Genomic DNA, 15,367 nt, shown 5'->3' on the forward strand with positions numbered 1-15,367 from the left:
TTGAACGTGACGCAGCGCACATCCGGTTCCCGCAAGATTGAGGGAATCGTTGCACGCCTGCCCCGGACCCCCGGCCGGGAGAACCGGTCACCCGGGGAAGGACGCCAGCCGCAGGTCGACCCACTCGTCGCCCTCGCCGTCCAGGACGTACCGCTCCCGCTCGGCGAACCCGCGCGCCCCGGCGAACCGCAGCCCCTCCGCGTTGGCCGCCAGCACCACCGTCTCGACCGCCCCGGCCCCGAGCCCGCGCGCGTGCGCCAGGCCCCTCTCGTAGAGCGCCGTGCCGATCCCCCGCCCGCGGAACGCGGGCAGCACCCGGGCGATCACCGTCGCCACCCGCTCCTCCCCCTCCGGCGGGCGCACGGTGGAACAGCCGACGACCTCCTCACCGAGGTAGGCGTTCTCCAACCGGTACCGCCCACTGCGCTCGCGCACCTCGTCGAGCGTCATCGCGGCGGGCGGCACGATCACGTTGTGCACGTGCCGCCACTGCTCCAGCATGGCCTCGCCGTCCACGGCCTCGATCCGGAGCGCGGCCACCGGCCGGCCCACCGCCCTCCGGTCGAACCCCCCGGCCCCGCTGCCCCGCCGCGCGTCCACCTCGATCTCGATCTTCATCCGGGGGTCCGCCAGCCCGCACTCCAGCATCGTCGCGGCCGGGCGCACCTCACCGAAGCAGCGCTTCAGGACCGGCCAGCACGGCTCGAAGTCCTCCCGCGCGGGCAGCAGGTACCGCACCCGCACGACGTCGGCGAAGGTGCAGCCCGCCGCCTCCAGCGCGGCCCCGATGTTCCGCAGGCACTGCTCGGCCTGCTCCACCACGTCGTCGGAGATCGTCATCGTCGCGTAGTCGAACCCGGTCGTCCCCGACACGTACACCCGGTCACCGTCGACCACGGCCCGCGCGTACCCGATCCGCTCCTCGAACTCCGATCCACTGAGAACCGCCTGCCGCTGCATCTCACCCATGAGCCGCACGCTAGGTGACCGACGTCGAAAGAATCAGCCGGATCTCGAAAAAAGCGGTTGATTCGCGGGCCGGGCACTTTTTAGAGTTCCAGGTACACGAGAAGGGAGGTGGTTCGGCAGATGTATGAATACCGGACGCGTGAGGTGGCTGCGGGCTAGCGGTCCGTCACCACATTCCGTGCGGTGCCGGACCAGCGCGTGAGAGAAACGCGCAGCCGGCCCAATCCCAAGCAGTCACCCGACCCGCGAGTCGCCGGTACGTCCGGCCGGCTCCTCCCCAGGGAGGAACCAGACTCGCGGGTCGTCTGCGTTTCCGGGGCCCTCCGGGCTTCCCGGGGCGTGCGAGGTCAGCGGGCGATGTCCGCGTAGCCCTCGATCTCGCGCGGGTCGCGGGTGCCCGGGCCGACGTAGCGGGCCGAGGGACGGACCAGGCGGCCGGTGCGCTTCTGCTCGAGGATGTGGGCCGACCAGCCCGCCGTGCGGGCGCAGGTGAACATCGAGGTGAACATGTGGGCCGGGACCTCGGCGAAGTCCAGGACGATGGCGGCCCAGAACTCGACGTTGGTGGCCAGGACCCGGTCGGGGCGGCGGGCGTGCAGCTCGGCCAGGGCGGCCTTCTCCAGGGCCTCGGCGACCTCGAAGCGCGGGGCGCCGAGCTCGCGGGCGGTGCGGCGCAGGACGCGGGCGCGGGGGTCCTCCGCGCGGTAGACGCGGTGGCCGAAGCCCATGAGGCGTTCGCCCTTGTCGAGGGTCTGCTTGACGTACGCCTCGGCGTCCCCGGTGCGCTCGATCTCCTCGATCATGTGCAGCACGCGGGAGGGCGCCCCGCCGTGCAGCGGGCCCGACATGGCGCCGACGGCGCCCGAGAGGGCCGCCGCGACGTCCGCGCCGGTCGAGGCGATGACGCGGGCGGTGAAGGTGGAGGCGTTCATGCCGTGCTCGGCGGCCGACGTCCAGTACGCGTCGACGGCGGCGACGTGCTTGGGGTCGGGTTCGCCGCGCCAGCGGATCATGAAGCGTTCGACGACGGACTGCGCCTTGTCTATCTCGCGCTGCGGGACCATGGGCAGGCCCTGGCCGCGTGCGGACTGGGCGACGTAGGAGAGGGCCATGACGGCGGCGCGGGCGAGGTCCTCGCGGGCCTGCTCGGCATCGATGTCGAGCAGCGGTTTCAGGCCCCAGACGGGTGCCAGCATGGCGAGCGCGGACTGGACGTCGACGCGGATGTCGCCGGAGTGCACGGGGATGGGGAACGGCTCGGCGGGCGGCAGGCCGGGGTTGAAGGCCCCGTCGACGAGCAGTCCCCACACGTTGCCGAAGGAGACGTGGCCGACCAGGTCCTCGATGTCGACGCCCCGGTACCGCAGGGCGCCCCCCTCCTTGTCCGGTTCGGCGATCTCCGTTTCGAACGCGACGACTCCTTCGAGCCCGGGTACGAAGTCGGACATCAGGCGGCTCCTCGTCAGGTGGGCGTCAGATGGTGTTGTGGGGCGGCCCGGTGCGGGTCGGTCCCGTGCCGGTCGGTGGAAGCGGGTGCGTCCGGTGGATCCGCGGTCGGGTCTTCGGGGACTCGCGGTCCGGGACGTCACCCCTGTGATGCCCGGCTGGCGGTCACCCAACCGGATCAGTGCCAGCACGATATCCCCGGGTGCCATCCTTGGGGAGGGTTCGCGGCACTCAGTGCCACTCAGTGACGAAGGACACCGTTCCCCCGGGGGGCCCGCGCATGCGGCAGGATGACGGGCGTGACCGACCGAGACGCCGTCCCCTTCGATCTCGCCTCGATGCGCAAGCACTACCGGACCGAGGGGCTCTCCGAGACCGACCTGGCCGCCACCCCCGTCGAGCAGTTCGCGCGCTGGTTCAAACAGGCCGCGACGGAGGGCGGGCTGTTCGAGCCGAACGCCATGATCGTCTCCACGGCGGACGCGGAGGGCCGGCCCAGTTCCCGCACGGTGCTGCTGAAGCACTTCGACGAGCAGGGGTTCGTGTTCTACACCAACTACGACTCCCGCAAGGGACGGGAGCTGGACGAGAACCCCCACGTCTCGCTGCTGTTCCCCTGGCACCCGATGGCCCGGCAGGTCATCGTCACCGGCACGGCGCGGCGCACCGGCCGGGACGAGACGGCCGCCTACTTCCGCACCCGCCCGCACGGCTCCCAGCTGGGCGCGTGGGCCAGCGGCCAGTCGTCGGTGATCGCCGGCCGCGCGGAGCTCGACGCGGCGTACGCCGAGCTGGCGGCCCGGTACCCGGAGAACGAGCGGGTGCCGGTGCCCCCGCACTGGGGCGGCTTCCGGGTGGTCCCGCGGGAGGTGGAGTTCTGGCAGGGCCGGGAGAACCGGCTGCACGACCGCCTGCGGTACGCCGCGCGGCCGGACGGGGGCTGGCGGGTGGAGCGGCTCGCCCCGTGAGCGGGCGTCCTACAGCTTGCCCCACACGTACGCGGTGCGGTGCCCGTCCAGGACCTCGGCCGTCCGGGCGCGGAACTCCGGGGTGAGCTCGGGCCAGTTCCAGAACTCGAGGCCCAGGCTGCCGAAGGCGAGGGGCGCCTCGTCCCAGGTCCAGTCCGGGAGGGGGACGGCCGTGCCGCAGGCGGGGCAGCCGGCGGACGCGGTGCCCTCGTCGTGCCAGGTCCGCATGGCGTCACCGAATCGCCGCCAGGCCGCGTCGTCCAGCGCGGTGGCCGCTCCGCAGCGGGGGCAGAGGGCCGCGCCGGGCATGTCCGCGCCGCTGGTGAAGCCGGTGCGGACGGTGTGGACGGCGAGGCCGTCGGACGGGGGCCAGTCCCAGTCGTCGGTCACCGCCCGGTGCCAGTGCGGGCCCGGCGGGTGTCCCAGGGGCCGTCCCGGCACGCACGGCGTGCGCTCGGCGAGCACGATGCCCTCGGCCGCGAGCCACTCGACCACGCGGTCCGCGAGCCGCCGCGCCTGCGCTCCGGTCGCGTCGAGGTCGACGATCGCCTGCAGACGGTCACCCATGATCAGTCCAGCGCTCCGTCCAGCAGGGCCGCCCACTGCGCCACCACCCGCTCGCGGCGGGCCGTGTCGTCGGTGAGGAGGTTGGCCAGGCCCAGGCCGCGGGCCATGTCGAGGAGGCCCTGGACGGTCTCGCGGACGCCGGGGCGGGTCTCGTCGGCGCCGAGGAGTTCCACGGCGATGCGGTGGGTCTCGCGGCCGACGCGGGACTCCAGCTCGGTCACGCGCGGGCGCAGCTGCTCCTCGTCGGAGGCGGCGACCCACAGGTGGAGGGCGGCGCGGAACAGCGGGCCGGTGTAGAGGTCGACCAGCGCCGCGACCACCGCGCGGCGGTCGCCGGCCGCCGCGCCCTCGGGGAAGAGGGCGCGCAGGGCGGTGGAGCGTTCCTCGGCGACGTACTCGACGGCGGCGGTGAAGAGGTCCTCGCGGGTCGGGAAGTGGTGCTGGGCGGCGCCCCGGGAGACGCCGGCGCGTTCGGCGACGACGGAGACCGTGGAGCCCGCCCAGCCGTGTTCGGCGAGGCAGGCCACGGCGGCCTCCAGGAGCCGCTGCCGGGTGGCCCGGCTGCGGTCCTGCTTGGGGACTCGTTCGGCACGGTCGGCCGTGCTCACACCACCCATTCCGGATCCCGTCGTTCGAGGAAGGCCGTCATTCCCTCGCGCGCGGGGGCGGAGGCGAAGAGGCGGGCCGAGAGCGCGGTCAGGTCGGCCGCGTCCCGGTCGAATGTCTCCAGCACCCTAGCCGTGAGCAGCCGTTTCGTCTCGGCCAGGGCTTCGGGGGCGGATCCGCGCAGGCCGTCGAGGATCGGCGCGAGGGCGTCGTCCACGTCCTCGCCGGCCGCCGTGAGCAGGCCGGTGCGGACGGCTTCGGCGGTGTCGAGGCGCTCGCCGGTGAGGTAGTAGCGGGCGAGCGCGCGCGGGTCGGTGCGGGGCAGCAGCGGCAGGGAGATGACGGCCGGGGCGACTCCGATGCGGACCTCGGTGAAGGCGAAGGTGGCCGCGTGGGAGGCGACGGAGATGTCGCAGGCGGCGAGCAGGCCGAGTCCGCCCGCGCGGACGTGTCCGGTGACCCGTGCGACGACCGGTTTGGGCAGCTCGACGATCTGCCGGAGCAGGCCGGCCAGCGCGTCGGGCGCGGGCGGGTCGCGCAGGTCGGCGCCGGCGCTGAAGGTGTTGCCGCTGTGGGTGAGGACCACCGCGCGGACGCCGGTGTCCCCGCCGGCGTCGGTGAGCGCGCCGGCCAGTTCGCCGACGAGGGCGGCGGACAGGGCGTTGCGGCGTTCGGGGGCGTCGAGGGTGAGCGTTTCGACGCCCCGCGTGCGGGTGCGGCCGATCAGGGTCACGAGGGCTCCTCGTGCGCCGCGCGGAGTTCGCGGCGCAGGATCTTTCCGGAGGCGGCGCGCGGGACGCCGTCGACGAAGGTGACGTGCCGGACCCGTTTGTACGGGGCGACGCGCTCGGCGACGTACGTCATGACCTCGCCTTCGGAGAGCTCCGGGGCGGACGGCTGGCGGACGACGTGGGCGTGCGGGACCTCGTTGCCGTCTTCGTCGCGGACGCCGATGACGGCGGCGTCGGCGATGCCGGGGTGGGTGAGGAGCAGCGCCTCGAGTTCGGCGGGGGCGACCTGGAAGCCCTTGTACTTGATGAGTTCCTTGACCCGGTCGACGACGAACAGCCAGCCTTCCTCGTCCACGTGGCCGACGTCGCCGGTGTGCAGCCAGCCGTCCTCGTCGATCATGGCGGTGGTGGCGTCGGGGCGGCCGAGGTAGCCCTTCATGACCTGGGGGCCCCGGATGAGGATCTCGCCGGACTCGCCGGGCCCGAGGTCCTTGCCGGGGTCGTCGAGGGAGACGATGCGCATCTCGGTGCCGGCGATGAGCTTGCCGACGGTGCCGGGAGGGGCGTCGGCCATCGCGTCCAGGGGGACGACGTGGGTGCCGGGCGAGAGCTCCGTCATGCCGTAGGCCTGGCCGACGGGCGGCAGGCCGAGCCGCTGCGAGCAGGCGGCGGCCAGGCTCGCGTCCAGGGGCGCGGCGGCGCTGATGATGTGTTTCAGGGAGGACAGGTCGTACCGGTCGACCAGGGGGTGCTTGGCGAGGGCCAGCACGATGGGCGGGGCCACGTAGAGGCCGGTGATGCGGTGGTCCTGGACGGCCGCGAGGAACGTCTCCAGGTCGAAGCGCGGCAGGACGACGACGGTGGCGCCCTGTCGCAGGGGCGCGTTCATCAGGGCGGTCAGGCCGTAGATGTGGAAGAACGGGAGGACGGCGAGGACGCGGTCGCCGGGGCCCGCCGTGATCAGGGGCTGGAGCTGCGCGAGGTTGGTGGCGATCTGGCGGTGGGTGAGCATCACGCCCTTGGGGACGCCGGTGGTGCCGGAGGAGTACGGCAGCGCGGCGACGTCCTCGGCCGGGTCGATGTCGACGACGGGCTCGGGGGCCGTGGAGGCCAGCATGTCGATCAGGGAGCGGTGTCCGGGCGCGCTGTCGCAGACGAGGATCTCCTCGATCCCGCCCGCGAGTTCGGCGGCCCGCCGCGCGGTCTCCAGCAGCGGTGAGACGGTGACGATCCAGCGGGCGGCGGAGTCCTCGAGCTGCCTGCCGAACTCCTCGGCGGTGGCCAGGGGGTGCACGGTGGTGACGGAGGCGCCCGCGCGGGTGGCCGCGTAGAAGGCGGTGGGGAAGGCGATCGTGTTGGGGCTGTGCAGGGCGAGCACGTCGCCCTTGCGCACGCCGGCCTCGGCGAGCCCTGCGGCGACCCGCCGGTGGAAGCGGTCGACCTGCTCGTAGGTGAGGGTGGTGCCGTCGGTTCCGTCGATCAGCGCCGGGGTGCCGCCGAACTCGGCGGCCCGTCCCAGTACGGCTTCGTGGATGGGGAGTTCGACGGGGGGGACGTCTGCGTACTCGCTGCGGAACACGGTTCCTCCAGGACGGCCGGGGGCCGGGGTGCCTAGTACGACTTGGGCAGGCCCAGGGTCTGGTGGGAGACGTAGTTGAGGATCATCTCCCGGCTCACCGGGGCGATGCGGGACACGCGCGCGGCGGTGATCAGCGAGGCGAGCCCGAACTCGCGCGTGAGGCCGTTCCCGCCGAGGGTGTGCACGGCCTGGTCGACGGCCTTCACGCAGGCCTCGGCGGCCGCGTACTTGGCCATGTTGGCGGCCTCTCCCGCGCCCGCGTCGTCGCCGGCGTCGTAGAGGTGGGCGGCCTTCTGCGTCATCAGGCGGGCGAGTTCGAGGTCGATGTGCGCCTGGGCGAGGGGGTGGGCGATGGCCTGGTGGGCGCCGATGGGGGCGCTCCAGACGGTGCGTTCGCGGGCGTACGCGACGGCGCGGGACAGCGCGTGGCGGCCCATGCCGATCGCGAACGCGGCGGTCATGATGCGCTCGGGGTTGAGGCCGGCGAAGAGCTGGAGCAGGCCCGCGTCCTCCCCCCCGCTGCCGGAAGCGTGGGAGGGGCCCCCGCCGACGAGCGCGTCGGCGGGCAGCCGGACGTCGTCGAGGGTCAGCTCGAACTGCTTCTCGACGGCGTCGAGTTCCATGTCGATCTTCCGGCGCTGGAAGCCGGGGGTGTCGCGCGGGACGATGAACAGGCAGGGCTTGAGGCGTCCGGTGCGGGCGTCCTCGGTGCGGCCGACGATGAGGGTGGCGTCGGCGATGTCGACGCCGGAGACGAACACCTTGCGGCCGGTGAGGAGCCAGTCGGTGCCGTCCTTGCGGGCGGTGGTGGTGATGCGGTGGGAGTTGGAGCCGGCGTCGGGTTCGGTGATGCCGAAGGCCATCAGGCGGCTGCCGTCGGCCAGGGCGGGCAGCCATTCGCGCTTCTGGGCCTCGGTGCCGAAGCGGGAGATGACGGTGCCGCAGATCGCCGGGGAGACGATCATCATCAGCAGGGGGTTGCCGGCGGCGCCCATCTCTTCGAGGACGAGGGAGAGTTCGGTGATGCCGCCGCCTCCGCCGCCGTACGCCTCCGGCAGGTTGACGCCGATGTAGCCGAGCTCGGCGGCTTCCTGCCAGAAGGAGCGGTCGCCGGTGCCGCGGGCGGCGCGGGGGTGGTTGTTCGCGAACGCGGCGACGGCTTCGCGGAGGGCCTTGTGCTCGTTTGTCTCGGTCAACGGCATGAGCGCTCCTAAGGGGGAGGGGCTTCGGGGCGTCAGGAGGGTGCGGGTCCGTCGTGGTCACTCGCGCGGTTCCCCGCGTCCCCGGGGGAAGTCGCTTCCACGACCGCCAGGAGGGTGCCGGGCTCCACCTGCCGGCCCGTTACGGCGCGCAGGGTGCTCAGCGTTCCCGTGACCGGGGCGGTGATCTCGTGCTGCATCTTCATCGCCTCCAGCCAGAGCAGGGGCTGTCCGGCCTCCACCGGCGCTCCCTCGGTCAGGCCCTCGGCGATGCGGACGACCGTGCCCGGCATGGGGGCGAGGAGGGAGCCGGGGGCGTGCCGGGCGGTGGGGTCGGGGAAGCGGGGCAGGGCGGTGAGGGCGGTGGTGTTCACGTACACGCGGTCGCCGTAGCGGCTGACCCGGAACCTGCGCCGTACGCCGGCCACGTCCAGGACCACCAGCTCCGCGGCGGCGTGGACGACCTGCACCCCGTCGGCCGCGAGGCCGTCCCGCGTGTGCCGGTAGCGGACCTCGTGCTCCTCGCCCGCCACGGCGTACCGCTTGACCTGCGGCTGCGAGGGCAGGTTGCGCCAGCCGCCGAAGCGGGAGCGGCCGTGGGCGTCGGCGAGGGCGGCGGCGAGCGGGGCGTGCGGGTCGGTGGCCGGTTCGGTGAGCGCGGTCAGGTGGCGGTCGTAGAAGCCGGTGTCCATGCGGCCCTGCGCGAACTCCTCGTGCCGCAGGGAACGGACGAGGAGGTCCCGGTTGGTGACGGGGCCGTGGATCACCGCCCGTTCCAGTGCGGACGCGAGCTTGCGGACGGCCTCCGCGCGGGTGGGGGCGTGGGCGACGACCTTGGCGAGCAGGGGGTCGTAGTGGACGCCGATGTCGTCGCCGTCCGCGTAGCCGGTGTCCAGGCGTACGGCGCCGGGGACGGAGAACCGGTGCAGGCGGCCGGTCTGCGGGGCCCAGGCGTGGGCGGGGTCCTCGGCGTACAGGCGGGCCTCGACGGCGTGGCCGCGCGCGCGTGGCGGCTCCTCGGCGAGGGCGTGGCCCTCGGCGACGCGGATCTGCTCGGCGACGAGGTCGACCCCGAACACGGCCTCGGTCACCGGGTGTTCCACCTGGAGGCGGGTGTTCATCTCCAGGAAGTGCGCCCGGTCGCCGGCGACGAGGAACTCGACGGTCCCGGCGCCGACGTAGCCGACCGCGCGGGCGGCGCGTACGGCGAGGGCGTGGAGCTCGTCGGTGAGCCGCGGGGTCAGTCCGGGTGCCGGGGCCTCCTCGATCACCTTCTGGTGGCGGCGCTGGAGGGAGCAGTCCCGGGTGCCGAGCGTCCACACCGTGCCGTGCGCGTCGGCGAGCACCTGCACCTCGACGTGGCGTCCGCCCTCCACGTACGGCTCGACGAACACCTCGCCGTCGCCGAAGGCGCTCGCGGCCTCCGCGCCGGCGGCGTCCCGTTCGCCGTCCAGGTCCGCGAGGCGCCGTACGACGCGCATGCCGCGTCCGCCGCCGCCCGCCGCCGCCTTCACCAGCACCGGCAGGTCGGCCTCGGTGACGTTCCGCAGGGGCTCGACGCCCATCAGCTCCTTGGCGCGCGTCTTGGACGCCATCGCCTCGATCGCCTCCGGGGGCGGCCCGATCCACACCAGGCCCGCGTCCCGCACGGCCCGCGCGAAGTCGGCGTTCTCGGAGAGGAAGCCGTAGCCGGGGTGCACGGCGTCCGCGCCGGCCGCGAGGGCCGCCTTCACGATCAGGTCGCCGCGCAGATAGGTGTCGGCGGGCGCCGACCCCGGCAGCCGTACCGCCGTGTCGGCCACGCGCACGTGGAGGGCGTTCCCGTCGGCGTCCGAGTGCACGGCGACGGTCCGGATTCCCCCCTCACGGCAGGTGCGCACGACACGGCAGGCGATTTCGCCCCGGTTCGCGACGAGAACGGTGGTGATCACGGGCCTCACATCCGGAAGACGCCGAAGCCGCCGCGCGCACCCTCGTAGGGGGCGGTGTGGACGGCCGACAGGCACAGGCCGAGGACGGTGCGGGTGTCGCGCGGGTCGATGACGCCGTCGTCGTACAGCCGCCCGGACAGGAACATCGGCAGGGACTCGGACTCGATCTGCTGCTCCACCATGGCGCGCAGCGCCGCGTCCGCGTCGTCGTCGTACGGCCGTCCCTTCGCCGCCGCCGACTGCCGCGCGACGATGGACAGCACGCCGGCGAGCTGCTGGGGCCCCATGACGGCGGACTTGGCGCTGGGCCAGGTGAACAGGAAGCGCGGGTCGTAGGCGCGACCGCACATGCCGTAGTGCCCGGCGCCGTAGGAGGCGCCCATGAGGACGGACAGGTGGGGGACGCGGGAGTTGCTGACCGCGTTGATCATCATCGCGCCGTGCTTGATGATGCCGCCCTGCTCGTACTCCTTGCCGACCATGTAGCCGGTGGTGTTGTGCAGGAAGAGCAGCGGGATGTCGCGCTGGTTGGCGAGCTGGACGAACTGGGCGGCCTTCTGGGACTCCTCGCTGAAGAGGACCCCCCGGGCGTTGGCGAGGATGCCGACGGGATAGCCGTGGAGGGTGGCCCAGCCGGTGGCGAGGCTGGTGCCGTAGAGCGGTTTGAACTCGTCGAAGTCGGAGGAGTCGACGATGCGGGCGATGACCTCGCGCGGGTCGAAGGGGACCTTGAGGTCGCCGGGGACGATGCCCAGCAGTTCTTCCTCGTCGTACTCGGGCGGGGCGGCCGGTCCCGGATCGCCGTACGCCTTGCGGTGGTTGAGGCGGGCGACGACCCGGCGGGCCTGGCGCAGCGCGTCCGGTTCGTCGACGGCGAAGTGGTCGGCGAGGCCCGACACGCGCGCGTGCATCTCGGCGCCGCCCAGGGACTCGTCGTCGCTCTCCTCCCCGGTGGCCATCTTCACCAGCGGCGGGCCGCCGAGGAACACCTTCGCCCGCTCCTTGACCATGATCACGTGGTCGGACATGCCGGGGACGTACGCGCCCCCGGCGGTGGAGTTGCCGAAGACGGCGGCGACGGTGGGGATGCCGGCCGCCGACAGCCGGGTCAGGTCCCGGAAGATCGCGCCGCCGGGGATGAAGATCTCCTTCTGCGAGGGCAGGTCGGCGCCGCCGGACTCCACGAGGCTGATCACGGGCAGCCGGTTGGCGAGCGCGATGTCGTGGGCGCGCAGGGCCTTCCTCAGGCTCCAGGGGTTGCTGGCGCCGCCGCGCACGGTCGGGTCGTTGGCGGTGATCAGGCACTCCACGCCCTCGACGACGCCGATGCCGGTGACGAGCGAGGCGCCGACGGTGTGGTCGCTCCCCCACGCGGCCAGCGGGGACAGCTCCAGGAAGGGCGTGTCGGGGTCGAGGAGCAGCTCGACGCGCTCGCGGGCGAGCAGCTTGCCGCGCTTCCGGTGCCGCTCGACGTACTTCCCGCCGCCGCCCGCGAGGGCCTTGGCGTGTTCGGCGTCGAGCGCGGCGAGCTTGGCGAGCATGGCCTCGCGGCGGGCCCGGTACTCCGGGTCGGCCGTGTTCAGGGCGGATTCGAGGACCGTCACAGCAGGGCCTCCGGGATGTCGAGGTGCCGGGAGCGCAGCCACTCGCCGAGCGCCTTGGCCTGCGGGTCGAAGCGGGCCCGGGCGGCGACGCCCGCGCCGAGGATGCCCTCGACCACGAAGTTCAGGGCGCGCAGGTTGGGGAGGGTGTGCCGGGTGACGGGCAGTTCGCGGGCCTCGGGGACCAGCTCGCGGAACCGCTCGACGGTCAGCTCGTACGCGAGCCACCGCCAGGCGTCGTCCGTCCGCGCCCACACGCCGACGTTGGCGTCCCCGCCCTTGTCGCCGCTGCGGGCGCCGGCGACGAGACCGAGGGGGGCGCGGCGGACGGGGCCGGGCGGGAGGGGCTCCGGCAGGGGCGGCTCCGGCACGGCGCGGAGCGCGGCGGTGTCCTGGGCGGGCGGCACCGGGACCCGGCGCCCGTCGTGCAGGACGGCCACGTGCTCCACGGCGTCCTGCGGGACGCGGGCGGCCTCGAAGACGCCGTAGGGGGCGCCCTTGCCCGGAGGGGCCAGGACGTGGAAGCCGGGGTAGCTGGACAGGGCCAGTTCGACGGCGGCTCCGCTCAGGGCCCGGCCGACCTTCTCCGGGTCGGGGTCCCGCACGACGAGCCGCAGCAGGGCGCTCGCCGTCTCCTCGGTGGGCGCGTCGGGCCGGTCCGTGCGGGCCAGGTCCCAGCTCACCTCGGCGGGGCGGGCCCCGGACCCGTCGAGGAAGGCCCGCATCTGCTGGCGCACCAGCGCCGCCTTGGACGGGATCTCCAGGCCGGTGAGGACGAAGACGACCTCGTTGCGGAAGCCGCCGAGGCGGTTGACGCCGACCTTGAGGTCCGGAGGCGGGGCCTCGCCCCGGACACCGTCGATCCGCACCCGGTCGGGGCCGTCCTGGGTGAGCCGTACGGTGTCCAGGCGGGCGGTGGTGTCCGGTCCCGCGTACCGTGCCCCGGCCGTCTCGTACAGGAGCTGGGCGCTCACCGTGCCGACGTCGACGAGACCGCCGGTGCCCGGGTGCTTGGTGATGACGCCGCTGCCGTCCTCGTGCAGCTCGGCGAGGGGGAAGCCGGGCCGTACGGCGCCGCCCTCGCCGAAGAACGCGTAGTTGCCGCCGGTCGCCTGCGCCCCGCACTCCAGCACGTGCCCGGCGACGACCGCACCCGCCAGCCGGTCGTACTCCGTCGGCTTCCAGCCGAAGTGCGCGGCGGCGGGCCCGGTGACCAGGGCCGCGTCGGTGACCCGCCCGGTGACGACCACGTCGGCGCCCGCGCGCAGGCACTCGGCGATGCCGAAGCCGCCGAGGTAGGCGTGCGCGGCCAGCGCTCCCGGGTGGGCGGCGGTCAGGTCGTCGCCCTCGACGTGCGCGACCCGTACGGGGATGCCGAGCCGGCCGGCCAGCGCGCGTACGGCGTCGGCGAGTCCGGCGGGGTTGAGTCCGCCCGCGTTGGCGACGATCCTCACGCCCCGCTCGTGGGCGAGGCCGAGGCACTCCTCCAACTGCCGCAGGAAGGTGCGGGCGTACCCGGCGTCCGGATTCCTGAGCCGGTCGCGGCCGAGGATGAGCATGGTCAGCTCGGCGAGGTAGTCGCCGGTGAGGACGTCCAGGGGGCCGCCGGTGAGCATCTCGCGCATGGCGGAGAAGCGGTCGCCGTAGAAGCCGGAGGCGTTGCCGATGCGGAGCGCGCTCACCGAGCGGTTCCCTCCGGCGGGCGGCCGGCTCCCGGCGGCCCGGCGAAGGCCTGGGCGATGTCCAGCCAGCGGTCGGCGTCGGGGCCGTCGGCGGTGAGGGCGAGGTCGGCGCGGTGGGCGCGCTGGGTGACGAGGAGGCAGAAGTCGAGCGCGGGCCCGGTGACGCGTTGGGGGGCGTCCTCGGGGCCGTAGGTCCACAGTCCGCCGCCGGGCGCGACGAGCTCGACCCGGAAGGGGTCGGCCGGCGGGGTGAGTCCGTGCGCTCCGTGGGCGAAGTCCCGGGTGCGCACCCCGAGCCGCGCCACGTGCCGGAGCCGGTCGGTGGGCGGCCGCGTCACACCGATCGCGTCCGCCACGTCCAGGCCGTGGGCCCAGGTCTCCATGAGGCGGGCGGTGGCCATGGACGCGGCGGACATGGGTGGCCCGTACCAGGGGAACCGCGCCCCGGCCGGCGCCTCCCGCAGCGCCTTCTCCAGTGCCGCGCGCCCCTCGCGCCACCGCGCGAGCAGGTCGGCGGGCGCGGACCGGGCGTACTCCCCGGCGCCCTCGTCGACGAAGGTGTGCGGGGCGGCGAGGGCCTTCTCGACCAGCGCCCGGAACCCGTCCGCGTCGGTGACGGCGAGCAGCGCGGAGCGGTCGGTCCAGGCGAGGTGGGCGATCTGGTGGGCGACGGTCCACCCCGCGGCGGGCGTCTCCCGCGCCCACTGCTCCGGGCCCAGCCCGGCCACCAGCCGGTCGAGCTCCTCGCTCTCCTCACGCAGGTCGTCGATCACGGGCGTCGGATCGGACACGAGGCGCTCCCCTCGGGACACGGACACGGCGGTGTGCGGCGCGGTTGCGGGGAGCATGGCAGGGGGACCGGAAACAAGCAAGCATGCTTGCATGAACTTCTTCGATGCCGGAACCCGGACGAGGAGCGTCCGGAACGCGAGGGCCCGTGAGGACGGAGCAGTTCGGCCGCCCTCACCGGTTCGCCGGCCGTCTTCTCCCCTCGGCGGGGAGGTCGGCCGGGGCGCCGCCCGCCACCGTCTCCCGGCCGGGCTCGCACCCTCGGCGCCGGGTCACTCCGCGCGCACCGCCTCGGCGGCCTCGCGGTAGAGCGAACCGGCCGTCGTCAGGAGGCGCCCCCCGCTCCCTTCGCCTTCCCCCGCCCCACCTGTGTCCGCACCGCGCCCATGCTCGCCGCGATGACCAGGGCGATGGCCGCGGCCTCGGTGGGGGCCAGGGCCTGGCCGAGGACGAGGAAGCCCGCGGCGGCCGCGAGGGCCGGCTCCAGGCTCATCAGGACGGCGAAGGTGGAGGCGGGCAGGCGGCGCAGGGCGAGGAGTTCGAGGGTGTACGGGAGCACGGAGGACAGCACCGCGACCCCCGCGCCCAGGGCGAGGACCGTCGGGTCGAGGAGCTTCGTGCCGGACTCGATGACGCCCAGGGGCAGGAACAGCACCGCCGCCACGGCCATGGCGAGGGCGAGTCCGTCCGCCTGAGGGAAGCGGCGCCCCGTACGCGCGCTGAAGACGATGTACGCCGCCCACATGGCGCCGGCACCCAGGGCGAAGGCGACACCCAGCGGGTCGAGGCTGCCGAAGTTCCCGCCGCCGAGGAGGAAGACGCCGGCGAGGGCCAGCGCGGCCCACACGATGTTGACCGCCCGCCGGGAGGCCAGCACGGACAGCGCGAGCGGACCGAGGACCTCCAGCGTGACCGCCGGGCCGAGCGGGATGCGGGCGACGGACTGGTAGAAGAGGCCGTTCATCGCCGCCATGGCGATGCCGAAGACGATCACCGTGCCCCAGTCGGTGCGCGAGTGCCCGCGCAGCTTCGGCCGGCACAGCACCATCAGCACGAGCGCGGCCACCAGCAGCCGCAGCGTCACGACCCCGAGCGCGCCGGCCCGCGGCATCAGCGTCACCGCCAGCGCCCCGCCGAACTGCACGGAGATCCCGCCGGCGAGGACCAGCCCGACCGGCCCCAGGGAGCCGCGCCCGCGCGGGGAGCCCCCCGCCGCGGGCGCGTGGCCGGGCCCCGTCCCGGCTGCGGTGGACGGGGTGGCGGCGGCGCTGGGGGTGGTCACTGGGCTTCCTGAGGGCT

13 protein-coding genes are annotated in these 15,367 nt (G+C 74.2%); 1 reads left to right on the forward strand and 12 read right to left on the reverse strand.

The window, feature by feature from the left end:
• Positions 1 to 87: 87 nt before the first annotated feature.
• Both FHS37_RS21345 and FHS37_RS21350 read right to left on the reverse strand, forming a co-directional pair.
• Positions 88 to 969 (reverse strand): GNAT family N-acetyltransferase, encoded by an 882-nt coding sequence (locus tag FHS37_RS21345; RefSeq protein ID WP_184823667.1) that lies wholly within the window; start codon positions 967 to 969, stop codon positions 88 to 90.
• Positions 970 to 1,316: 347 nt separating this feature from the next.
• Positions 1,317 to 2,417, reverse strand: a complete 1,101-nt coding sequence (locus FHS37_RS21350) for a citrate synthase 2 (protein WP_184823669.1) — start codon at positions 2,415 to 2,417, stop codon at positions 1,317 to 1,319.
• Positions 2,418 to 2,705: 288 nt separating this feature from the next.
• On the opposite strand from FHS37_RS21350, the gene pdxH reads away from it, so the two are divergent.
• The gene (gene pdxH / locus FHS37_RS21355) at positions 2,706 to 3,383 is read left to right on the forward strand and encodes a pyridoxamine 5'-phosphate oxidase (RefSeq protein ID WP_221500079.1); all 678 of its coding nucleotides are present in this window, start codon (positions 2,706 to 2,708) and stop codon (positions 3,381 to 3,383) included.
• 9 nt (positions 3,384 to 3,392) lie between these two features.
• On the opposite strand, the gene FHS37_RS21360 is transcribed toward pdxH, so the two are convergent.
• The 10 genes from FHS37_RS21360 to FHS37_RS21405 all read right to left on the reverse strand — a co-directional run bounded on the left by FHS37_RS21360 (position 3,393) and on the right by FHS37_RS21405 (position 15,350).
• The gene (locus tag FHS37_RS21360; RefSeq protein WP_184823673.1) at positions 3,393 to 3,950 is read right to left on the reverse strand and encodes a hypothetical protein; all 558 of its coding nucleotides are present in this window, start codon (positions 3,948 to 3,950) and stop codon (positions 3,393 to 3,395) included.
• Between the two features lie 2 nt (positions 3,951 to 3,952).
• Positions 3,953 to 4,567: a TetR/AcrR family transcriptional regulator gene (locus FHS37_RS21365; protein ID WP_184823675.1), complete on the reverse strand. Its 615-nt coding sequence runs from the start codon at positions 4,565 to 4,567 to the stop codon at positions 3,953 to 3,955.
• Positions 4,555 to 5,289 (reverse strand): enoyl-CoA hydratase family protein, encoded by a 735-nt coding sequence (locus tag FHS37_RS21370; protein WP_184823678.1) that lies wholly within the window; start codon positions 5,287 to 5,289, stop codon positions 4,555 to 4,557. Before FHS37_RS21370 ends, FHS37_RS21365 begins: the two co-directional genes overlap by 13 nt.
• Positions 5,286 to 6,866: a 4-coumarate--CoA ligase family protein gene (locus FHS37_RS21375; RefSeq protein ID WP_184823680.1), complete on the reverse strand. Its 1,581-nt coding sequence runs from the start codon at positions 6,864 to 6,866 to the stop codon at positions 5,286 to 5,288. Before FHS37_RS21375 ends, FHS37_RS21370 begins: the two co-directional genes overlap by 4 nt.
• A gap of 32 nt (positions 6,867 to 6,898) precedes the next feature.
• Positions 6,899 to 8,068 carry an acyl-CoA dehydrogenase family protein gene (locus FHS37_RS21380; RefSeq protein ID WP_184823682.1) on the reverse strand — a complete coding sequence of 390 codons (1,170 nt, stop codon included), beginning with the start codon at positions 8,066 to 8,068 and terminating at the stop codon, positions 6,899 to 6,901.
• 32 nt (positions 8,069 to 8,100) lie between these two features.
• Entirely contained in the window at positions 8,101 to 9,996 is a 1,896-nt protein-coding gene (locus tag FHS37_RS40570) for an acetyl/propionyl/methylcrotonyl-CoA carboxylase subunit alpha (RefSeq protein WP_184823684.1), read from the reverse strand.
• A gap of 5 nt (positions 9,997 to 10,001) precedes the next feature.
• Positions 10,002 to 11,600, reverse strand: a complete 1,599-nt coding sequence (locus FHS37_RS21390) for an acyl-CoA carboxylase subunit beta (RefSeq protein WP_184823686.1) — start codon at positions 11,598 to 11,600, stop codon at positions 10,002 to 10,004.
• Entirely contained in the window at positions 11,597 to 13,279 is a 1,683-nt protein-coding gene (locus FHS37_RS21395; RefSeq protein WP_184823688.1) for an acyclic terpene utilization AtuA family protein, read from the reverse strand. Before FHS37_RS21395 ends, FHS37_RS21390 begins: the two co-directional genes overlap by 4 nt.
• Positions 13,276 to 14,070: a TIGR03084 family metal-binding protein gene (locus tag FHS37_RS21400; protein ID WP_184823690.1), complete on the reverse strand. Its 795-nt coding sequence runs from the start codon at positions 14,068 to 14,070 to the stop codon at positions 13,276 to 13,278. The genes FHS37_RS21395 and FHS37_RS21400 overlap by 4 nt, the downstream gene beginning before the upstream one ends.
• A gap of 323 nt (positions 14,071 to 14,393) precedes the next feature.
• Entirely contained in the window at positions 14,394 to 15,350 is a 957-nt protein-coding gene (locus FHS37_RS21405; RefSeq protein WP_184823692.1) for an EamA family transporter, read from the reverse strand.
• Between the last annotated feature and the right edge of the window lie 17 nt (positions 15,351 to 15,367).

The sequence above is a fragment of the Streptomyces griseomycini genome, from assembly GCF_014203535.1.
Classification (GTDB): Bacteria; Actinomycetota; Actinomycetes; order Streptomycetales; family Streptomycetaceae; genus Streptomyces; species Streptomyces griseomycini.